The sequence below is a fragment of the Mycobacterium sp. D16R24 genome (assembly GCF_002013385.1).
Taxonomy (GTDB): domain Bacteria; phylum Actinomycetota; class Actinomycetes; order Mycobacteriales; family Mycobacteriaceae; genus Mycobacterium.
Window position 1 is genome coordinate 252,984 of the sequence record NZ_MAEV01000007.1, and the last position, 19,973, is coordinate 272,956.

A 19,973-nucleotide genomic window follows, 5' to 3' on the forward strand; every position below is an offset into this window, starting at 1 on the left:
TCACAAGGGCAGTTTGGCTTTGAGGAACTGCCATTGGGTGTGCTGCTTGACGATGTCCGGCACATCGTCGGTGAAGGGACGCTCGTAGTACGCGGCGATCTCGGCGGCCGTTTGTACCTCGGTGATCCAGCCGTGCCCCGTCAGCCAATCCGCGGGTGGCATGCGGGAGCCCGGATATGTCAGCATCCAGAAATTTGCGGCCCGGATATCTTCGGGGACAACGGGTTCGGCGAGTGATTCCCAGGTCTCGGTCGAGGGCAAGAAGATGTTGGCGTCGCTGCAGATGGCGCTACCCGGCGCGGACAGCTCAATGATTCGTTCGAACAGCTGATCCTGACTCTCGCCGGGTAGGCCCGCCATGATCAGCGGCGCGATCAGCCACGCGGTAGGTTTTTCCGGGTCGAAGCCTGCGGCGCATAAATCCTCGACCCACGGACTCGCCGTCGTCGCCACGGGCACGAGCCGCTGCGTCACGGCCGCGACGGAACCGTGCTCCTTGAGCACGCGGCCGCGGAACTCCAGCGTGTGCGGATGGTCCACCTCATACAGAACGGCGTCCAGCGGCCACGCGAGCCGGTAGGCCCGAGTATCCAGGCCCGCGACGACCTGCACGACTTGCCGGGTTCCCAGCTGGAGCTCCGTGGCGATGAAGTCGTCGCCGTACCGCGTGAAGATTCCCGACGCGTTGATGAGAAGGAAAGTGCCGTCGGCTGCCGATGGGTTTTCGGGAAATCCTGTCGCGAGGAAGGCACTACTGAGGGGCTCGTTCGCCGCAGCAACCAGGACCGCCGCGAGCGGATCGTTGATCAGTGGATGGCCGCGCCGACTTTCCAATGCACGCAAAGCCGCGGCGATCAGGTCGAACTGGTACTTGTGCGCCGGTGAAGTCACGGCCCTTTCCCGTTGACCGTCCAAGGAACCACCTGCCTTCCTGCACGTTGCCTTCAAGATATCCAGGGAGCCGGCAATCCGCGATGGTGTCGCGCAAGCTAACCGGCGGATCCAGCTAGGGACCGAACCTCACGGCGCGGTGGGCTCATCGCATGGGGGGCGCTGCGCGGGATGCGCAAGGTAGTCGCTCGGCAGCGTCGCGGTGAGGAAACGACGGTCCGCGAGATCATCGAAATCCGGGGTCAGCGCGCCGCCGAACGGCCGGCCGTAGCGCTGGGCCAGTTCACGGGTGGTGCGTGTCCGGGTCAGCCACCCGTGTCCGGACAGCCAATCTCCGGGAGGGGTGCGTTCGTCGTAGTGCGCGAGTGCCGAGTAGTCGGCGCCGCGAAGTGCGTCCGGGAGAATGGCGTCCACAACGTCGCCCCATGCCCGCCCCGAGGGGGCCACCGCGTCGTTGTCCGTCGAAATGGTGCTGCCGGGGGCCGACATTTCGATGATCCGCTCGAACATGGTGTCCTGGCTGCCGCCGGGGAGGTTGCAAATGACGGATTCTGCGAGCCATGCGGTGGGGGCATCGGGGTCGAATCCGGCAAGGCTCAGCTCCGCCTGCCACCGATCACCGAGTCCACACAGGACCATGCGCTGGGTGGTACGAGGCTCGACACCCGCGTTGTCGAGCGCCTTCATCTTGAGCGTGAGGACCTCGGCGTAGTCGACTTCGTAGACGACGGTTCCGGCGGGCCAGGACAGTCGGTAGGCGCGGGTATCGAGTCCCCCGGCAAGCAGCACCACCTGATGGTTGCCGTTCTCGACGCAGGCGAGCAGGGATTCGTCGTAGTACCGGCACATCGCCGCCGCGTAGTTGGTCAGCAGGGATGTGCGGAGCTCATCCGCCGTCGACGGCTCCTCACGGAGGCCGGTGTCCAGGAGCGCCAGTGTGTGAGGGTCCCCTACCGCTTCGAGGACTGTTCGCGCGTGCTCGTCGAACAGCAAAGGATTCGCGCGGCGGGCCTCGAGTACCCGCAGGGCGGCGATGGTCAGCCCAATCTGCATGCCCTGGCGGACGAATCCGCCGCTATGGCCGTCTCCCGACATGAAACTCAGCTCTCAATCCCCCAACCGTCAAATGACAGGCCTTTGCCCATTAGCCTGTTCGTACAGACGGCACCCTTGTGACCGATTGCGTGGGAGACTTTAGTCGAGGCGGGACGGAAGGTCCTACCCCTGCGCCCCCGCCTGCCGCGTTCGCGACGGCTAGCGCGTGGCGGAGATGAAGTAGGCGTCTGACCACAGCGAAGTGATATCGCTGTGGTCGCTGGGAGCCAGCCGCCCGTAGTCGGCGGCCTGCTCGAGCCGGTTGGTGGTGTCGACCCGCCAACCGTGTTCACTGAGCCACTCGATCGGGTCTTTGCGCTCATCGTCGTAGATGAGGTCGCCGATGCTGATGTCTTTGAGGAAGTCAGGCCGGAGCTTGTTCACGGCGTCCTGCCACTGGCTGGCGGTGGCCACCCGGGGGCGCCATTCGGTGGCCAGGAAGCTGCCGGGTGCGGAATGCGCGGTGATGCTCTCGAACAGCGCATCCTGGGCAGCACCGGGGAGATAGGCCAGCAGGCCCTCCGCGAGCCACGCCGTCGGCTTGGCCGCGTCGAAGCCCGCCGTCTCCAGCGCCGCCACCCAGTCGTCGCGAAGGTCAACGGCGACTTCGCGGCGCTCTGCCAGGGGTGTCGCGTTCTGTTCGGCAAGGACGTGGTCCTTGAATTCGAGGACCTTCGGCTGATCGAGCTCATAGACCACGGTGCCGGCCGGCCAGGGCAGCCGGTAGACCCGCGCGTCCAGGCCGGCGGCCAGGATTACCACCTGCCGGATGCCGGAAGACGTTGCAGTGGTGAAGAATTCATCAAAGTATTTGGTACGAACAGCGAGGTGATTGACCAGGTAGGTGGTGGCGGCGTCCCACTCGGATTCGGGTTTGGGGGCCGCCAGCGCCTCGGTGAGATGAGGCTCCCCGGACGCCTCGACGAAGGCGCGAGCGTATTCATCGCGGATGAGCGGCTCAGCCCGGATGGTCTCCAGGGCGCGGAATGACGACACCATGAGAGCCGTGAAACCGACGCTGCTGACAATGTCCCATTGATCGCCGTCGGTCCGTGTCATGTGCCCGCCTCTTACCTAGGAGTAATTACCTAAGGCAACGATACGCGCGTTGAAGTCCTCACGCCCGATAGCGTGCGGCGCGCAGCGCTTCGTGCACGTCGCGTGGGTCGGTACCCAGATCCCAGCGGTTCAAGACGAGCAGGTCATCACCGGACTCGATCTCCAGCAGCCGGGTGCGCCGACCGAGCCTGCGGAACTCGGTGACCTTCACTGAGTGCACGGTGGCCCGGGGCAGCAGCGTGACACGGGTGAGGCCCTGCAGCTCGAGGCCCTCGTCGACGATGCGCAACTTCGGGCGGCACCGCCAGGACACGGCGGCGAATCCCAGCAGACCGAGGGCGGCCACGGTGGCCAGCAGTCGTCCGGGTGCATCAGAGACAAAGAAGACGGCAATACCGAAGGCGACACCGACCAGCGCCGCGGCGGCGATGCCGGCGGGTTTCGGGCCCCACTCGGTGGCGGAGGCGGGCGGGTTATCCACAGGCGTTATCCACAGTGGGGATAAATCACATCGTTGTGATTGGGTGTCTCGCGGGTTGACTCGATGGAAACGGGTGCTAACCGAACCGGCAACGGCAACATGGGATCGGTCAGGTGTTTTGTCACCGCCACCGCATGGTCAGCAGCAGCCCGGTGATCATGAAGGCAAACGCGATGGCGTAATTCCACGGGCCCAGATCCAGCATCCAGGTGATGTGCTGAGCGGCGAGCTGGAACACCATCAACCAGGCCAGGCCGATGAGCATGAGGGTGAGGAAGAGCGCGACAAACCAGACGCTCGACGGACCGGCCTTCACCTTGACCGGGGTGCGGCTAACGGTGGTCGCGTTGAACGCGGACTTCTTACGGACCTTGGACTTGGGCATCGACTACCTCGGAAGCATCTCGGATATGGCGGCACGACGACGGATCGCGGTGGCCGGAGTCGTTATGGGTTCTTACGCAGGTTACAGCGCGGTGCTGCGACAATCTTCTGGTGACCGCCGATGAGCCCCTAGCGCGAAGAGGTTCAGGCCCCGATGAGGCCCCCGCACGAGGGGCGGACCCCCAGCGCGCACCGGGGGCCCCTCCCGATCGCGGGGGCCTCATCTGGCGGGTCGGCGTGCCTCTGGTGTGTGCGCTGGCCGGCTTTCTGCTGGCCGCGACGCACACGGTGTCGGGTGGCAACGAGATCCGCCGGGGCGACTCTCCATCGCCTCGGCTGGTGGATCTGGTGCGTGAGACGCAGAAGTCGGTCGACAGGCTCAGTGCCGCCCGCGACGGCCTGGCCAGTGAGATGGCGGCCGCGCGCGAGCAGTCGGCAGGGGGCGACAGCCAGGTGGCGGCGGCACTCGCCGAGACGGGCGAGATGGCCGACGCCGCGGGAGTACAGCCCGTCACCGGCCCTGGTCTGGTGGTGACGCTCACCGATGCCAAGCGCGACTCGTACGGCCGCTTCCCCCGCGATGCGTCGCCGGATGACTTGGTGGTGCATCAGCAGGATGTCGAGGGCGTGCTCAACGCCTTGTGGAGCGCGGGCGCCGAGGCGATCCAGATGCAGGATGACCAGCGCTTGGTCGCAAGCTCGGTGCCGCGATGTGTGGGCAACACGCTGCTGCTGCACGGTCGCACCTACAGCCCGCCCTACGTGATCACGGCCATCGGCGATGCCGATGCCATGCAGGCAGCGCTGGACGCGGCTCCGTTGGTGACGCTGTATCGGCAATACGTTGCGCGATTTGGCCTGGGGTACACGGTGACTCGTGGCCATCATCTTGAGGTGGCCGGGTATCGGGACGCGGTGGGTCCTGGCCGTGCGGTTCCGTTGCAGGGCCCGTAGACACCTGTTCGTCGGCCCTCCGGGTAAACCGGCTGGGAAAGCGCTGGCGCGGGTCCGTACCCTTGACCTGTGCGCATCCTGGTCGTCGATAACTACGACAGCTTCGTGTTCAACCTGGTCCAGTACCTGGGCCAGCTCGGTGTGGACGCGACGGTGTGGCGCAACGACGACCCACGGCTGGCCGATACCGACGCGGTGGCCGCCGACTTCGACGGCGTATTGATCAGTCCTGGTCCGGGCACGCCGGAGAGCGCGGGCGCGTCCGTCGCGATGGTGCATTCCTGTGCGAAGACGGGCACCCCGCTCCTCGGGGTGTGTCTGGGGCATCAGGCGATTGGGGTCGCGTTCGGCGGCACCGTGGACCGGGCACCGGAGTTGTTGCACGGCAAGACGAGTACGGTCGAACACGAGAATGCCGGGGTGCTGTTCGGTCTGCCAAACCCGTTCACGGCCACCAGGTATCACTCGCTGACCATCCTTCCCGAGACCGTGCCCGACGGGCTGCGGGTAATCGCCCGCACCGCCAGCGGAGTGATCATGGGTGTCATGCACACGGAGCATCCGATCCACGGCGTGCAGTTCCACCCCGAGTCGATCCTCACCGAGGGTGGGCACCGGATGTTGGCCAACTGGCTCACCTATTGCGGTGCGCCCCTTGATGAACCGCTGGTGCGTTCGCTCGAGGCAGAGGTCGCCTCGGCGCTCAACGGGGTCAGCGGACGAGTGGCCGCGCTCGGCGGCTGACGGTCTAGCCAGCGCCGAAGCGCAGCTTGATCGGTCCGTTGTATCCGACACCGGCACCCGATGGCGGATCCTGAGAGACCACGCGAGCCCTGTTGCCGCCGTCGGACGGCACATCCTCGGTGCTCAGTCCCCCGCCTTGCCATCCGGCCTGGTACAGCATCGGCTCGGCATCGGTCCAGAACTTACCGACGAGGTTCGGCATGCGGAACTGTCCGCCCGAGGACACCCGAATCTCGATGACCCCGTCTTCGGGGAACATGGTTCCGGCCGGTGGATTCGTGCTCAGGATCTGACCCTTCGATTCCGGACTGGGAACCGGGATCACGGTGGGTGGCGCGGTAAAGCCGTAGGTGGGCAGGTTCTTGAGGGCGACGTCGACATTCTGGCCGACAAGATCCGGAGCGGGCTTCTCTCCCGGGCCCTTGCCGACAACGATGGTGATGTTGTTGGTGACAGCCGAGTACTGCCCGGCCGGCGGGTTGGTGGCCATCACCCGGCCCTTGTCTTCGGGCAGTGACTTGGTCTCGCTCTGGGTGAAGGTGCCCTTGAAACCGGCGCCCTGGAGTTTCTTCACCGCGTCGCCGAAGCTGAGGCCGTGGCAGTCAGGTACCTGCTGGCTCTCCGGTCCGATGGACACGTTGAGGGTGACCTCGGAGCCCGCGGTAACGGTGGAGCCCTTCGCGGGGTCGGTGTCGATGACCTTGTCGGGAGCGAGCTTTGAGCTGGTGTTCTTCTGGATCTTGGTCTTGAAACCGAGGTTTTGCAGCGCTGCCACGGCCTCGGACTGCGACCTGCCGGTCACATCCGGAACCTGAACATCGCGCGAGGGCCCGCTGCCCAAGATGATGGCGAAGGTGACCACCACGGTGAGCACCACCAGTGCGGCCAGGCCAACCAGCCAGCGGCTCAGCGGATTGCGCCGCGGCTCCGCGTAATGACTGGGAAGCGGGTTGGTCTGGGGCCCGGTGGCCGGGTACGCCTTGGAGTTGGCAGGGGTGTTGAGCATCGAGCTGCGCTCGGCGTCGGTGAGGACCTTCGGGGCCTCCGGTTGCTCGCCCTGATACACCCGCATCAGGTCGGTGCGCATCTCGGCGGCGTTCTGGTACCTGTTATCGGGATTCTTCGAAAGTGCTTTGAGCACAACGGAATCCAGGCCGGGCGGAATCTCCGGGTTGCGCTTGGACGGCGCCACCGGATCTTCGCGTACGTGCTGGTAGGCCACCGCGACGGGTGAATCACCGACGAAAGGCGGCTCGCCGGTGAGCAATTCGTATAGGACGCAGCCCAGCGAGTAGACATCGGAACGAGCGTCCACGGTTTCGCCGCGCGCCTGCTCCGGCGAAAGATATTGCGCTGTCCCGATGACCGCCGCGGTCTGGGTGACGCTGACACCGGCGTCCGACACCGCGCGCGCGATCCCGAAGTCCATCACCTTCACCGCGCCGGTCTTGCTGATCATGATGTTGGCGGGCTTGACGTCGCGGTGGATGATGCCGTGCTGGTGGCTGAAGTTGAGCGCCTGGCATGAGTCGGCGATGACTTCGATCGCCCGGCGGATCGGCATGGGGCCGTCGTCCTTGACGATGTCCCGCAGGGTGATGCCGTCGACGTACTCCATGACGATGTACGGCAGCGGCCCGGTGGGTGTCTCGGCCTCACCGGTGTCGTAGACCGCGACGATCGCGGGGTGGTTCAGCGCGGCGGCGTTCTGCGCCTCCCGGCGGAAACGCAGGTAGAAGCTGGGATCCCGGGCCAGGTCAGCGCGCAGCACCTTGATGGCGACGTCACGGTTCAACCGCTGGTCGCGCGCCAAGTGAACCTCGGACATGCCTCCATAGCCGAGGATCTCCCCCAGCTCGTAGCGGTCCGAAAGGTGCTGCGGAGTGGTCATTACGGTGATTTCGTCCCAGTGATCGGGTCCGGTTCGTTGACCGGAAGCAGAGCCACGATATTAGCTGGCGCAAGCGCTCCTGGCGAAGCTGAACCTGGACTTGAGGATGCCTCGCTGCTCGAGGTTGTTGCCGAGGGCAGCGGTATGTCGGTCTTCTTCTCGCTAGCTCGCAACAGGATGAGTGCCGCGATGATGATCGCGAAGATGCCCAGCACCGCGGCCGCCCACATCAGGGCCTTCTGGCCGGGCGAGAACGTACCGCGCCGGGGTGGTGGCGGCCGGTGTGAGCCCGTGGGCTGGCGGGTGCGGGAGGTGGGCGGGGCGACCCGGCTGGGTGCCCCGACGGCGGGCCGCACCTGGGTGGCGGGCGGAATGGCCGCCGGCGTGGCCCGGCTGATGGTGGGTGCCTGATTGGGCCGGGGTGGGCGACGTCCCGCACGCACCGCGGCCACCGCGTCGGCGAACGGGCCGCCACTGGTGTACCGGTTCTGCGGGTTCTTCACGAGAGTGATCTCGATGAGCTCGCGCACGTTCGGTGGCAGGTCGGCTGGCAGCGGCGACGGCGTTTCTTTGATGTGCTTCATCGCGACTGTCAGCGCGCCGTCCCCGGAGAACGGGCGCTTGCCCGAAACCGCTTCGTACCCAACGACTCCCAGCGCGTAGACATCGCTGGCCGGGGTGGCGTCATGGCCCAGCGCCTGCTCGGGGGCGATGTATTGGGCGGTGCCCATCACCATGCCGGTTTGGGTGACCGGGGCGGCGTCCACCGCCTTGGCGATGCCGAAGTCGGTGAGTTTCACCTGACCGGTGGGCGTGATCAGGATGTTGCCGGGTTTCACGTCGCGATGCACCAGTCCTGCGGCGTGTGCTATCTGAAGGGCGCGGCCGGTCTGCTCCAGCATGTCCAGCGAGTGACGCAGCGATAGGCGGCCGGTGCGCTTGAGCACTGAGTTCAGTGGCTCGCCGTGCACCAGTTCCATCACCAGATACGCGGTGCGGCCCTCACTGTCCATATCGGTCTCGCCGTAGTCGTACACGCTGGCAATGCCGGGGTGGTTCAGCATGGCGACGGTGCGTGCCTCGGCGCGGAACCGCTCGATGAACTCGGGGTCCGAAGAGAACTCGGCCTTGAGCACCTTCACGGCCACCTTGCGGCCCAGTCGGCTGTCGGTGCCCTCCCACACCTGGCCCATACCGCCGGTGGCAATGAGCCGCTGCAATCTGTAGCGACCCGAAAGCGTTTCTCCCACACGTACCGTCATGAGGCTCCCTGTAGTGCTGCGGCGATGACCTGTCGCCCGATGGGTGCGGCGACGGAGCCGCCGGTGGCCGCCAGTGCGCGGTCTCCGCCATCTTCGACGAGTACCGCGATGGCCACCTGGGGGGTGACCGGCGTGGCCTGAGGATCGGTGCTGCTCGACGCCGGCGCGAAGGCGATATACCACGCGTGCGGCGGGGTGTTGCGCGGATCGGTGCCGTGCTCGGCGGTGCCGGTCTTGGATGCGATCTGCACGCTGGGGATGGCACCGGTCTGCGCGGTGCGCTGTTCTGAGGCAATCATCAGTTGGGTCAATGTGTTCGCGATAGCGGGTGTCACGGCTTGGCCGATGTCATCCGGGTTGGTGGTGGACAGATTCGAAAGGTCTGGGCCCTTAAGGCTATCGACCAGGTGCGGCTGCATCAGCACGCCCTTGTTGGCGACGGCCGCGGCAACCATCGCGTTCTGTAACGGGGTCACCGCGACATCCTTTTGCCCGATGCTCGACATCGCGACGGCCGCGTCGTCGGACATCGGTCCGACGGTCGACGTAGCCACCTGGAGCGGAATGCCGTCGAGCTCGTGGTCGAGACCGAACGCCTGCGCGGCCTTGACCAGCTTGTCCCGCTTGAGCTGTTCGGATCCGAGTTTGGCGAAGGCAGTATTGCAGGAGCGCGCGAACGCCTCCTGGAGTGTGGTGTTGTCGCCGCCGCCACAGGAGGCTCTGTTGTAGTTCTCCAGGGTTGCGTTGCTCCCCGGAAGGAAGATAGTCGGCGACGCGGTCACCTCGGTGTTGACCGTCTTGCCATCTGCCAGCGCCGCGGCCGTGGTGATCACCTTGAAGGTAGAGCCGGGCGGGTAGGTCTGCGAAATGGCGCGATTCAGCATCGGCTGTGCGGGGTCGTCCTGCAGTCGCTTCCAGGCCTCGTTCTCCTGCGCGGAGTCCTGACTGGCCAGCAGATTGGGGTCGTAGGAGGGCGTCGACACCATCGCGAGGATCTTTCCGGTGGAGGGCTCAAGGGCCACCACCGAGCCGCGGCAGCCGTTCTTGCAGCCACGGTGCATGGCGTCGTAGGCGGCCTGTTGCACGTCGGGGCGGATCGTGGTGACCACGCTGCCGCCCCGCGGGTCGCGACCCGTGAAGAAGTCCGCGAGGCGCCGGCCGAACAGCCTGGGATCGGATCCGTTGAGCACGCTGTCCTCGGCGCGCTCCAGTCCGGCGCTCGAGTAGTTGAGCGAGTAGAAGCCGGTGATGGGCGCGTACACCAACGGATCCGCGTATTGCCGCAGGAACCGGAAGCGGCTGTCGGTCGCCACCGAGGAGGCGAGCAATTGCCCGCTCGCCGAAATCTGTCCCCGTTGGCGCGAGTATTCGTCGAGTAGCACCCGCTGATTGCGCGGGTCTGCGCGCAGGCCAGGCGCTGTGAACACCTGGGTGAGGGTGGCATTGGCGAGCAGCAGCACGACCAATCCCATGACGACGAGAGACACCCTGCGGATCGATGTGTTCATACGCGATCGATCAGTTCGGTGCGGGCCTCCGCGATGGGGGCGGCGTTGGGTGCGGAATTGGTGGTGAGCGGCCGGCGGGCGATGTGCGAGATGCGCAGGAGGATGGCCAGCAGCACGTAGTTGGACACCAGTGACGACCCACCGTAGGAGATCCAGGGCGTGGTGAGTCCCGTCAGCGGGATCAGTTTGGTGACGCCACCGACGACGATGAACAGTTGCAGCGCCAGCGCCGCCGACAGGCCGGAGGCGAGCAGCTTGCCGAAGCTGTCCCGCACCGCCAGCGCGGTGCGGAAACCACGGACGATCAGGATGGTGAACACCAGCAGCACTCCGGCCAGGCCGACCAGTCCGAGTTCCTCACCGATGGCGGCGATGATGAAATCCGTTGAGGCGGCGGGAACTGTGCCCGGCTGGCCGTTTCCGAGGCCGGTGCCGAAGATGCCTCCGGTGGCGAAGCTGAATAGCGACTGCATCATCTGGTACCCGTTGCCGTCCGCGTCGGCGAAGGGGTCGAGCCAGGTTTCGACGCGCACGCGCACATGCGCAAATAGGAAGTACGCCAGAAACGCACCGACGACGAAGAGACCGAGCCCGATCAATACCCAGCTGATCCGTGCCGTGGCGATGTACAGCACCGTCAGGAAAGACGTGTAGAGCAGCAGCGAGGTGCCGAGGTCCTTCTCAAAGACCATGACTCCCACCGAGATTGCCCATACGGCCAGCAGCGGGCCGAGGTCCCGGGCCCGCGGCGACTCCACGCCCCAGTAGCTGCGGCCGGCGGTGCGGAACAGGTCGCGTTTGGTCATCAGGAAGGCGGCGAAGAACACCAGCAACAGGATCTTGGCGGCCTCGGCGGGCTGAATCGATAAGAACGGCAACTCGATCCAGATCTTGGCGCCGTTTCTCTCCGAGGTCGAGGATGGCAGTAGCGCCGGGATGGCCAGCAAGACGATGCCGACGATCCCAAAGGTGTACCCGTATCGCGCCAGCATGCGGTGGTCCTTGACGGCCGCAAGCACACCCACAAGTGCCGCGACACCGACCAGAGTCCACAGCACTTGCGCGTTGGCTTCCAGGGTCTCGGTGCCGTCACCGGCGGCCACCTTCGCCAGGTCCAGGCGATGGATCATCACCAGTCCGAGGCCGTTGAGCAGCGCGACGCAGGGCAATAGCAGCGGATCGGCGTAGGGGGCGTAGCGGCGAATTCCGAGGTGCGCCAACGTAAAGAGAACGAGATACGCGAGGCCGTATTTCAGGAGGTCTAACGAGAGACCGCGCTCGAGGTTGGCCTCGACGAGGATCAGGGCGACGGTGGTGATCGCGGCGGCGAAGCCGAGGAGCCCCAACTCCGCACTGCGTCGTGTGGATTGGGGCGGTGGCGCGGTGCCTGCCCCACGGGCCACTACAGCGGTTTGGGGCGCCGTCGTCATGACACAGTCCGGCAGGTAACGCCCGGCTCTTGTGGTGGCGCCGGCAATGGCGCCGGCGCGGGAGTGGATGTTGTGGTCGGGGTGGTGCTCGAGCCGGGGCTCGTCGCGGACGTAGGCGTGGGGGACGGCCGCGTGGTGGTCGTTGTGGTGGTGGCGGAACCGGATGTGGTGGACGGGGTGCGTCCGGCCGTGGTCGGCGCGGGCGGTGGCGTCCTGGGAGCTAGCGGCGGGCACGGTGGCAGCGCGTTCTTGGTGAGCTGGCGCAACTGGCCGATGGCCTCGTCGAGGGTGCCGCCGGGCAGGCCGGCTTCGACCTGCTGACGCTCGGACGGCCGCAGGTCGGAGACCTTGAAGTACTTGCAGGACAAGCCCGATGCGTGTTCGCCGTAGCTCACCAACGACATGTCCCCACGGCTATCGAGGCAACCGACGAGGTCGGGCCGCTGCAGTCGATAACCGAGGAGTGAGCCCTGGACGCCCTGCATGATGGAGACGTTGCCCTCGTAGGCACTGACGTAATAGTTGTTCAGCACCACGCGACGGCCGATCGCCAGTCCGGACAGCGCGATCAAGACCACGAGCACCGCCGCGATCAACCAGCGCAGCCTGCGTTTCTTGGGCCTAGTGGGATCGGAATCGGTTGTGTCGGGATCGGATTCGTCCTCGGCAGGCTCCGGCTCTTTGAGGGCGCGTTGAATCGCGGCGGCGCGCCCGGCCGCCGTGTTCGGCGGAGGGGTGTCGGTATCGGCATCGGCGGATATCGCTCCCGCCACGATCGGCCGGGTCTGTCCATAGTCCAGCTCCACCACATCGGCGACGACCACGGTGACGTTGTCGGGTCCCCCGCTGCGCAGGGCGAGCTCGATGAGCCGGTCGGCCGCGGCGGAGACATCGGGGATTTCCAACGCCTCGGCGATCGTTTCGTGACTGACCGGGTCGGAGAGCCCGTCCGAACACAGCAGGTATCTGTCCCCGGCCTGCGCCTCACGCATGATGAGCGTCGGTTCGACGGGCGCACCGGTGAGCGCGCGCATGATCAGCGAGCGCTGCGGATGGTTGTGTGCCTGCTCCGGGGTAATGCGCCCCTCGTCGACAAGAGTCTGGACGAAGGTGTCGTCCTTGGAGATCTGGGCCAGCTCACCGTCGCGCATCAGATAGGCGCGCGAGTCACCGATGTGCACCATGCCCAACCGTTTTCCGGCGAACAGGAAGGCCGTCAGGGTGGTGCCCATTCCGTCCAGCTCCGGTTCGGCGCGCACATGATCGGCGATCGCCCCGTTACCCGAGTAGACCGCGTCGGCGAGCGTGTCCAGCAGGTCGCCACCGGGTTCGTCGTCATCGAGCGGCGCCAATGCGGCGATGACCAGCTGAGAGGCGACCTCGCCGGCGGCATGACCGCCCATACCGTCGGCCAATGCCAAGAGACGGGCTCCGGCATAGACCGAGTCCTCGTTGTTCGACCGCACAAGTCCGCGGTCGCTACGCGCGGCGTAGCGGAGTACCAGTGTCACGAGCGCAGCTCGATCACTGTCTTACCGATACGTACCGGCGTCCCCTGGGGAACCCGCAGTGCCGTCGTCACCTTCTCCCTATCCAGATATGTGCCGTTGGTCGATCCTAGATCCTCGACGTACCAATCCGACCCGCGTGGCGATAGCCGCGCGTGCCGCGTCGACGAGTAATCGTCGGTCAAGACCAAGGTGGAGTCGTCGGCGCGACCAATCAAAATGGGCTGCGTGCCGAGCGTGATCCGTGTGCCCGCCAGGGCGCCCTCGGTCACCAGGAGGTACTGCATCTGCCGCCGGCCCGCCTTCGCGGGACGAATGGCGCGCAGGTTGAGACCGCGATTGGCCATCAACTGACCGGTCGGGGCGTAGATATCAGTCCGCAGGATGCGCAGCACTGACCAGATGAACACCCACAGCAGCAACAGGAACCCACCGCGGGTGAGCTGGAGCACCAGTCCCTGCATCCGGTTGTCGTTCCTCTCGCTGGTCCATCGCGCCTCGGCGAGGGTGTCCGGAGACCGGACATATTCGGCAGGGCAACGATACTTGGCTGGGTTATCGGGCGGGGCCCGATACGTGCAGCCTGTGTCGAACGCGGTGGTGCCGATGCGGTCCTACTGCACCCGAACGATGATCTCGGAGTGGCCCAGCCGGATGATGTCGCCGTCGGCCAACTGCCACTCGGTGACCGGGGCGTTGTTGACGGTGGTGCCGTTGGTTGAGTTGAGATCCGACAGCAGTGCGGCATGCCCGTCGAAGCGCACCTCGAGGTGACGACGCGAGACGCCGGTGTCCGGCAGCCTGAACTGGGCGTCCTGACCGCGGCCGATCACATTGGTGCCCTCACGCAGCTGGTAGGTGCGGCCGCTGCCGTCGTCCAGCTGCAACGTGACGGTGGTGCGCCCAGCTCCGGCGCCACCTCCGGTGGGTGCGCCGTAGTCGGGGCTGCTCTGGTAGCCGCCGTGTTCGTAGTCGCCGTATTCGGGCTCCCCGTAACCACCCTGGGGTGATCCGTATCCGCCCTGCGGCGGGGCACCGTAGCCACCCTGCTGGGGGTACGCGGGGGGACGACCGTACTCCTGGCCCGGAGGGGGGCCCTGCGGTGCGCTGTACCCACCGCCCTGCTCGTACTCGCCGTAGTTGGGGCGAGGAGGCTCGCCGTATCCGCCCTGCTGTGGCGGGGCGGGGTAGCCACCTTGCTGCGGAGGCGCCGGCGGGCGGCCGTACTCCCCGCCGCCTTGCGGTGCTTGAGGCGGGGCTCCGTACCCGCCCTGCTCGTAGCCACCGCGGCCACCTTGCTCATATCCGCCCTGCTGCGGCGGGCGCGGCGGGTAGCCGCCCTGCTCGTAGCCGGCCGGCGGGCGGCCGTAGTCCTGACCGTACTGCTGGCCCTGTCCGTAGCCGCCGCCCTCGTAGCCGCCCGGGCGCGGGGGGTATCCCTGGTCGCCCTGTGGGGGCTGCTGACCGCGCGGATCCTGATCGGGACGCCCGTACCGATCGTCCTCTCGGCCGTACTCTTCGCCGGGGCGTCCCTGCTGGGGACCTGGGTTGTCAGTCATGGATGCTCCTGGTTGTGAATCCGGGGTCGAAGGGGCAGTCGTCACGGCGCCGTGTGTACGGTCCCGCTTGGTATCGGGATTGACCACACCGCGGGTACGAAACTGGCCGGTGTGCAAGTTCGGTGATTGTTCGAATCGGACAACAACTTCACCATACGTTTGCCACCCCTGATCGCGAATATATTCGCGCAGGTGTTCGGCGAACGTGTCTGGGTCGAGATCGCGGTCATCGGCCGCTTTCTCGTGATCTCCGGTGCTGAGGAGAACGAAGAACTCGTTGGGAGCCAGCAGCCGCCCTTGGCCCGCGGACCTGACTCCGTCGGCGGCCTCGCGACGCAGCGAGGCCTGCACTTCCTGAGGGACGATGCTGCCGCCGAATACGCGGGCGAAGGCATCGCCGACCACGTCTTCAAGCTTGCGCTCGAAGCGCTGGACAATTCCCATGCCTCCTCCTTTCGGCGATCGCGTGGCAGTTCTGAGCGCATGACACAGCGCACCGCCACGGGCGGATCTCGAGTAGATGGTATCGGTTTGATGATCGTCAGCACCCGCTCCTCTATTACGAGACGACATCGTCTTGGCACCAAGAGGCCTTCTACGCTCGCCGTATGTGACGATTAGCGTGCGTGCGCGGGCTTTCGCTGGGCGTTCTCGGTTAAAAGAGGGGGCGCGGAGCGTGATAGGCTCTCGCGGTCGTTGGGGCGAGTGGCGGAATGGCAGACGCGCTGGCTTCAGGTGCCAGTGTCCTTCGGGACGTGGGGGTTCAAGTCCCCCTTCGCCCACAAGGAGCAGTTCTATGAACTGCTGGACCCGAGGTCGCGAACTCAAATGAGTCCGTGACCTCGGGTTTTTTGGTCACCAGAGCCGTTCGATTGGCGAATGCCGATGACGGCGGCCGTGCTCCCCCGGATCTCGTTGAGGCGATAGAAGCACGGGTGTCGCGCGCGCCTGGCGCCGCGACGTAGTCCGGTTTCGGCGGCATAGCTGAGGTGCGTAGTTGGTGGCGCATCACACGTCGCTGCTGGTATAGGTGAAGTCGATCGACGAGGTTGATCCCGTACATCCCGAGGCGAGACGGCCAAGTCAACGATCTGGGGGTCACCGTGGGGATCGCGCAAGCACTCGAGTTCGACGATTGTGCCGAACTTCCGGAGTTCGGACCACCGTTCATGGCACACATCTCCGCCGGCGCCCTTGACGTCGTTGCACCTTTGACGGCGACGGACAACGTTGGTGCCGTGGTCGCCAGCCGAAGTGCGGCCACTGCTCGCCGCGCGCTGAAGCGCCTTCGCAAGGAGAATCAACGCGCTGCAATCCTCCTCGATGCAGCCCAATACACCGGGAACTCACGGCGAGTCGGCGCGACCGGGATGTCCGAGCAGTGGGTGAACGATCAATTCGCAGCAGGCCTGACGTGGGCGATGACGGACTCCGGCTACATTCCGAAGGGCGACGGCGAGTCGCTCAAGTCCGTCCTCGGATGGGGGACGCACTCCGATCGACTGTTGGTGTGTCTGCCGTTGGCCACGGACTGGCTTACTGCCAACCTCGACACGCTGATCGAGGTGATCACCGCCACTGGACGCCCAGTTGCCCTCGTTCTCGAATCCGAATCGGACCCACTGCGTCACAAGGAGACCGTCGCCGGACTTATCGAAGTACTCAGGTGCGACGTTCCGACCTTGCTGCTGCGCTCGGACACATCCGTACTGGGAGCGCTCGCGCATGGTGCGGCAGCGGTTTCGGTTGGTGTTCGATCAGGATTGAGGCATCTGTATCCGGCGACCGATGGTGACGACGAAGTTTTCACACCTCCGCCGTCGGTGTACGTACCCAGGCTGCAGTCGTACTACATGCTCGACAAGGTCGAAGGTGGCATCACCACCAATCCGCAATCGCCTGTCTGGAGGTGCTCATGCAGCGTGTGCCATGGGCGCTCTCTGGCGTGGCTCTTCGACCAGAGCGACGTCGCCAGCGCGGCCATGGAACACTCGCTGGCAGCACAAGCACAGATCGCCAGGCAGCTGCTTGAGCACCCCGCGCCGGCCAGGCCAGGAGAATGGCGAGACCGATGCGAGCAGGCCATCAAGAACCACTCACAATTGCTGACTGCTCGGTCGCAGCCATGGAAGCCCCACAAGGCCGTCAAGGCCTGGCTCGCCGCAACGCCACGCGTCAGCGTCTAGATGCCCACACCAACGTCGAGTGCCCACGCAAAGAGCTGTTCCTCCTTGTGCCTAGTCGACGTCATCCGGCACGCAGTCGCCGCCGGACCCGGACGGCCTTCTACGAGCACCGCCGAGTCCCGCTCGCGAACGACCCACGTATCAGCGACATCGAACTCAGCCAGGGTGATCGACCGTGGTGACTCAGCTTGAGTAACCCACATTCCGGCACCGAACCCAGACACCCTGCCTAACGCCTCGAGGGCGTACTGAGGCTGGGCCGCCGTTGAGACGAAACCAACGATTGTCAGCGGACTGCGAGGCGGGCAATCACCCAACTCGTGGATCCAGGATTCCCAGACCGCCAACGTCGACCGATCATGCTCGGGCGGTTGATTGTTCGATATCCGCTCCGCCCACACAGCCTGATCTATCGCGACAACCGGAAAGAGAGACACGCCCAGCACGCTCGTGCGTGGAAGCACAACTCCTGACCAGCCGGAAGCTTCGACCGCTCGGGTCACCGATCCCATCGTGTCCGCCGACGCTACCCGGCCGCGCACGCCACCCCCTCAGAAGAGAACGACACACCAGCATCCAGGTCAGGTGAGCCTTCGGCAGCCCCGCGGCCGAGATCCTGCAATTTGAGGGTTGCCAAGGCATCGACCCCGGGAATGGACCAGTCCCCAGGATCGACGGCGACGTACATCGCCTCGACCCACGTTGCGCCGAGTGCTCGGGCGATCGAGGCCTGCGCCGCGATACCCATCGGACCAGCACAGTGTCCGGCAACGAGCAGGACACGCTGACCGTCCAATCGCTCCGACTCGTCTACGACAAGCACGTTCCCGTCGGCGATGGACGCGGCTGCAACTAGGCGTTCAGATGTGCGGTCAACTGCTGACACCGCGAGCCCGGCCTTGACGGCGTGAGCTGCGATGAACTCACCAGCGCGGCGAAGATCCTCGCCGCGCAAACGCGCGTTCTGTGTTTGCGCTTCGAGAACATCCGAAAGCAAGGAGACCGTCATATAAGCAAGTTTACTCTCCTAATCCCATGAATGTAACTCAGATCGGGGCCTTGATAAGCAAAATTGCGTAACGCATGCTTGCTTGATGGAGGAGGAGGCCGTCTCGCTTGCGCTCGCCGCCGAGAGGCTCGGCGTGACGCGGCAGCGGGCGCAACAACTGCTCCGTGATGGCGTATTGACCGGCCCGGCGCAACCACAGGGGCAGCGAGCTGTACGCAACGCTCCGCGGGTGTTCGTTCACTCACTGGAGGCCGAGGTCGAACGCCGAGCACAGCGACCACGAAAGCGGCAGTCCAGGTCCTCGACGCGCCCTCCTGTCGATGCGCATCTGATTGACGACATCAACCGACTCGCACTTGCCTACGCGAGCGCCCGCGACGACCACACTGCGATGCGTGAGATCGTCAAGCGACTGACGAGCCAACTCGCCGACGCGTACGCGGCCCTGGCTGCTCAGCAAGAGCTGCTAGATCACTCCGCGTATCGGGAAGAGCAAATCGCCAGCATCATCACCAACCACTTCGGGCCGGAGCCCGGGATCTAGTCGTCGGACTAGGTGTACTGGCCAGGGAGGTTGTGAACGGCGTGGCGTTCGGTAGGTAGGTGAGGACCTCGGGTATCGGTGTGGCTACCACACACACGCCGATCACCACGAGGTCCTCATGTCTCACGGTAATGCTTTCCTGACCGATCGGGGCCGGCTGGCCCTGGCCCGCTGTGTCGTCGACGACGGGTGGCCGCTGCACCGGGCCGCCGAACGGTTCAACTGTTCGCCGGTGACCGCGAAGCGGTGGGCCGATCGCTACCGCGTGCAGGGCGCGGCGGGGATGGCCGACAGGTCCAGTCGTCCGCACCGTTGTCCGGGGCAGACGAGCCGGCGGCGTGAACGCCGGATCATCGCCCTGCGATTTCAGCGGCGGTGGGGCCCGGCGCGGATCGCTTACCACCTGCGTCTGCCGCGTTCGACCGTCGCGGCGGTGCTGCGCCGCTACCGGATGCCGCTGCTTCGGCACCTCGATCAAGCCACCGGACTACTCGTTCGGGCGCCCCGGCCGATTCGCTACGAGCACAGCGCCCCAGGTGATCTCGTTCACCTTGATATCAAGAAGCTCGGGAGGATCCCGGACGGCGGAGGGCACCGTAAGCTCGGTCGGATCGTCGGCAATCGACACAACAAGAAGCAGGGCCGCGGCTACAGTTACCTGCACCACGCGGTCGACGATCACACCCGACTGGCCTACTCAGAAATCCTCACCGACGAACGGCAGGAGACTGCGACCGCGTTCTGGCGGCGCGCGGAGCTGTTCTTCGCCGAGCACGGCATCATCGTCCGCAGGGTGCTCACCGACAACGGATCCTGCTACCGCTCGAAGGCCTTCAACACCGCCCTCGGCACTGCGACGCATAAGTGGACCCGACCATATCGACCGCAGACCAACGGGAAGGTCGAGCGGTTCAATCGCACTCTCGCCGCCGAGTGGGCATACGCCCAGCTCTACCGAAGCGACGAAGCCCGCGCCGACACCTACCCGGCCTGGCTGCATCACTACAATCACCACCGACCACATTCCGGCATCGGCGGCCAGACCCCGATCGAACGGCTACGCGTTCACAACGTCCCCGGCCTCAACAACTAGGCGCCCGCGACCAATCCGCAGAGTGCAGCCGCTGTAGCCTCGGAATACTTGCCTCCATGGACCTGTGAGGCGTCGGCGTCGATCTGCGCCTTCGACGCGCCGTAGTCCGTGCCGCATTCCTTCCCTGTGCGAATCCTCGTCGCCTGCACTACTTCGTGAGCAGCCCCTGTGATCGCCCCCTCCGCTAGCAGGCGCAAGCGAGGTCCACGCTGGCCTCCGGTGTTGCGGTTCCAATCCGCGCGGCGAACGACCACAACGTCCGGGTCGATCGACCGGATGCGGCCACTGACCTTCTTGGCTAGCGTGCCCAGCAGTGAAGCCAAATCCTCACCGAAATCCTCTTTGAACTCGAACGAGCTGCTGACGACGACACTC

General features: G+C 65.6%; 20 protein-coding genes, 1 tRNA gene and 1 pseudogene. 6 read left to right on the forward strand and 16 right to left on the reverse strand.

What is annotated here, in order from left to right; translation table 11 throughout:
* From B4383_RS06475 to crgA, 5 genes are all read right to left on the reverse strand, one after another.
* A complete protein-coding gene (locus tag B4383_RS06475; RefSeq protein WP_176126764.1) occupies positions 1-891 on the reverse strand; it encodes an SAM-dependent methyltransferase in 891 nt (296 codons plus the stop codon).
* 129 nt (positions 892-1,020) lie between these two features.
* Positions 1,021-1,986, reverse strand: a complete 966-nt coding sequence (locus B4383_RS06480; RefSeq protein ID WP_078289626.1) for an SAM-dependent methyltransferase — start codon at positions 1,984-1,986, stop codon at positions 1,021-1,023.
* A gap of 159 nt (positions 1,987-2,145) precedes the next feature.
* Positions 2,146-3,045, reverse strand: coding sequence for a class I SAM-dependent methyltransferase (locus B4383_RS06485; RefSeq protein ID WP_078289624.1), 900 nt, complete (start codon positions 3,043-3,045; stop codon positions 2,146-2,148).
* Positions 3,046-3,103: 58 nt separating this feature from the next.
* Positions 3,104-3,526 carry a PH domain-containing protein gene (locus tag B4383_RS06490; RefSeq protein WP_078289622.1) on the reverse strand — a complete coding sequence of 141 codons (423 nt, stop codon included), beginning with the start codon at positions 3,524-3,526 and terminating at the stop codon, positions 3,104-3,106.
* A 121-nt stretch (positions 3,527-3,647) separates the two neighbouring features.
* Positions 3,648-3,911: a cell division protein CrgA gene (gene crgA / locus B4383_RS06495; RefSeq protein ID WP_078289620.1), complete on the reverse strand. Its 264-nt coding sequence runs from the start codon at positions 3,909-3,911 to the stop codon at positions 3,648-3,650.
* 236 nt (positions 3,912-4,147) lie between these two features.
* Here crgA and B4383_RS06500 point away from each other — a divergent pair, with 236 nt between their 5' ends.
* Complete coding sequence (locus B4383_RS06500; protein ID WP_078289618.1) at positions 4,148-4,864, forward strand: DUF881 domain-containing protein; 717 nt, start codon at positions 4,148-4,150, stop codon at positions 4,862-4,864.
* A 69-nt stretch (positions 4,865-4,933) separates the two neighbouring features.
* A complete protein-coding gene (locus B4383_RS06505) occupies positions 4,934-5,608 on the forward strand; it encodes an aminodeoxychorismate/anthranilate synthase component II (protein ID WP_078289616.1) in 675 nt (224 codons plus the stop codon).
* A 4-nt stretch (positions 5,609-5,612) separates the two neighbouring features.
* Here B4383_RS06505 and pknB read toward each other — a convergent pair whose 3' ends face one another.
* The 8 genes and pseudogenes from pknB to B4383_RS27380 all read right to left on the reverse strand — a co-directional run.
* Positions 5,613-7,499 (reverse strand): Stk1 family PASTA domain-containing Ser/Thr kinase, encoded by a 1,887-nt coding sequence (gene pknB, locus B4383_RS06510; RefSeq protein ID WP_078289614.1) that lies wholly within the window; start codon positions 7,497-7,499, stop codon positions 5,613-5,615.
* Positions 7,499-8,761, reverse strand: coding sequence for a serine/threonine-protein kinase (locus tag B4383_RS06515; protein ID WP_078289611.1), 1,263 nt, complete (start codon positions 8,759-8,761; stop codon positions 7,499-7,501). The genes pknB and B4383_RS06515 overlap by 1 nt, the downstream gene beginning before the upstream one ends.
* Entirely contained in the window at positions 8,758-10,269 is a 1,512-nt protein-coding gene (locus B4383_RS06520; RefSeq protein ID WP_078289610.1) for a penicillin-binding protein 2, read from the reverse strand. Before B4383_RS06520 ends, B4383_RS06515 begins: the two co-directional genes overlap by 4 nt.
* Positions 10,266-11,699, reverse strand: a complete 1,434-nt coding sequence (locus B4383_RS06525) for an FtsW/RodA/SpoVE family cell cycle protein (RefSeq protein WP_078289607.1) — start codon at positions 11,697-11,699, stop codon at positions 10,266-10,268. Before B4383_RS06525 ends, B4383_RS06520 begins: the two co-directional genes overlap by 4 nt.
* Entirely contained in the window at positions 11,696-13,210 is a 1,515-nt protein-coding gene (locus tag B4383_RS06530) for a protein phosphatase 2C domain-containing protein (RefSeq protein ID WP_078289605.1), read from the reverse strand. Before B4383_RS06530 ends, B4383_RS06525 begins: the two co-directional genes overlap by 4 nt.
* On the reverse strand, positions 13,207-13,671 hold the full coding sequence (locus B4383_RS06535) for an FHA domain-containing protein (RefSeq protein WP_078289602.1): 465 nt from the start codon (positions 13,669-13,671) through the stop codon (positions 13,207-13,209). Before B4383_RS06535 ends, B4383_RS06530 begins: the two co-directional genes overlap by 4 nt.
* Positions 13,672-13,821: 150 nt before the next feature.
* Positions 13,822-14,766: an FHA domain-containing protein gene (locus B4383_RS06540; protein ID WP_286143989.1), complete on the reverse strand. Its 945-nt coding sequence runs from the start codon at positions 14,764-14,766 to the stop codon at positions 13,822-13,824.
* Positions 14,767-14,916: 150 nt separating this feature from the next.
* A pseudogene (locus B4383_RS27380) lies at positions 14,917-15,339 on the reverse strand (DUF3662 domain-containing protein); the annotation flags it as partial.
* A gap of 126 nt (positions 15,340-15,465) precedes the next feature.
* Here B4383_RS27380 and B4383_RS06545 point away from each other — a divergent pair.
* Positions 15,466-15,548, forward strand: a tRNA-Leu gene (locus tag B4383_RS06545).
* 321 nt (positions 15,549-15,869) lie between these two features.
* Positions 15,870-16,952, forward strand: coding sequence for a hypothetical protein (locus B4383_RS06550; RefSeq protein WP_128646715.1), 1,083 nt, complete (start codon positions 15,870-15,872; stop codon positions 16,950-16,952).
* Here B4383_RS06550 and B4383_RS06555 read toward each other — a convergent pair.
* Together B4383_RS06555 and B4383_RS06560 are read right to left on the reverse strand one after the other, a co-directional pair.
* The gene (locus tag B4383_RS06555) at positions 16,949-17,389 is read right to left on the reverse strand and encodes a hypothetical protein (RefSeq protein WP_139360577.1); all 441 of its coding nucleotides are present in this window, start codon (positions 17,387-17,389) and stop codon (positions 16,949-16,951) included. The genes B4383_RS06550 and B4383_RS06555 overlap by 4 nt on opposite strands.
* Before the next feature lie 89 nt (positions 17,390-17,478).
* A complete protein-coding gene (locus B4383_RS06560) occupies positions 17,479-17,961 on the reverse strand; it encodes a hypothetical protein (RefSeq protein ID WP_006368644.1) in 483 nt (160 codons plus the stop codon).
* An 85-nt stretch (positions 17,962-18,046) separates the two neighbouring features.
* Here B4383_RS06560 and B4383_RS06565 point away from each other — a divergent pair, with 85 nt between their 5' ends.
* A complete protein-coding gene (locus B4383_RS06565) occupies positions 18,047-18,505 on the forward strand; it encodes a hypothetical protein (protein ID WP_006368645.1) in 459 nt (152 codons plus the stop codon).
* A gap of 118 nt (positions 18,506-18,623) precedes the next feature.
* Positions 18,624-19,598 carry an IS481 family transposase gene (locus tag B4383_RS06570; protein WP_006368646.1) on the forward strand — a complete coding sequence of 325 codons (975 nt, stop codon included), beginning with the start codon at positions 18,624-18,626 and terminating at the stop codon, positions 19,596-19,598.
* Here B4383_RS06570 and B4383_RS26600 read toward each other — a convergent pair.
* The coding region (locus tag B4383_RS26600) for a hypothetical protein (protein ID WP_035727278.1) at positions 19,595-19,973 on the reverse strand (379 nt) is incomplete at its 5' end. The genes B4383_RS06570 and B4383_RS26600 overlap by 4 nt on opposite strands.

Excerpts from the sequence above, each read along its gene's own strand:
- B4383_RS06480 (WP_078289626.1), bottom strand. The coding sequence starts at position 1,986 with ATGTCGGGAGACGGCCATAGCGGCGGATTCGTCCGCCAGGGCATGCAG.
- B4383_RS06485 (WP_078289624.1), bottom strand. The coding sequence starts at position 3,045 with ATGACACGGACCGACGGCGATCAATGGGACATTGTCAGCAGCGTCGGT.
- crgA (WP_078289620.1), bottom strand. The coding sequence starts at position 3,911 with ATGCCCAAGTCCAAGGTCCGTAAGAAGTCCGCGTTCAACGCGACCACC.
- pknB (WP_078289614.1), bottom strand. The coding sequence starts at position 7,499 with ATGACCACTCCGCAGCACCTTTCGGACCGCTACGAGCTGGGGGAGATC.
- B4383_RS06515 (WP_078289611.1), bottom strand. The coding sequence starts at position 8,761 with ATGACGGTACGTGTGGGAGAAACGCTTTCGGGTCGCTACAGATTGCAG.
- B4383_RS06520 (WP_078289610.1), bottom strand. The coding sequence starts at position 10,269 with ATGAACACATCGATCCGCAGGGTGTCTCTCGTCGTCATGGGATTGGTC.
- B4383_RS06525 (WP_078289607.1), bottom strand. The coding sequence starts at position 11,699 with ATGACGACGGCGCCCCAAACCGCTGTAGTGGCCCGTGGGGCAGGCACC.
- B4383_RS06535 (WP_078289602.1), bottom strand. The coding sequence starts at position 13,671 with ATGCAGGGACTGGTGCTCCAGCTCACCCGCGGTGGGTTCCTGTTGCTG.
- B4383_RS06540 (WP_286143989.1), bottom strand. The coding sequence starts at position 14,766 with ATGACTGACAACCCAGGTCCCCAGCAGGGACGCCCCGGCGAAGAGTAC.
- B4383_RS06560 (WP_006368644.1), bottom strand. The coding sequence starts at position 17,961 with ATGACGGTCTCCTTGCTTTCGGATGTTCTCGAAGCGCAAACACAGAAC.
- B4383_RS06565 (WP_006368645.1), top strand. The coding sequence starts at position 18,047 with ATGGAGGAGGAGGCCGTCTCGCTTGCGCTCGCCGCCGAGAGGCTCGGC.
- B4383_RS06570 (WP_006368646.1), top strand. The coding sequence starts at position 18,624 with ATGTCTCACGGTAATGCTTTCCTGACCGATCGGGGCCGGCTGGCCCTG.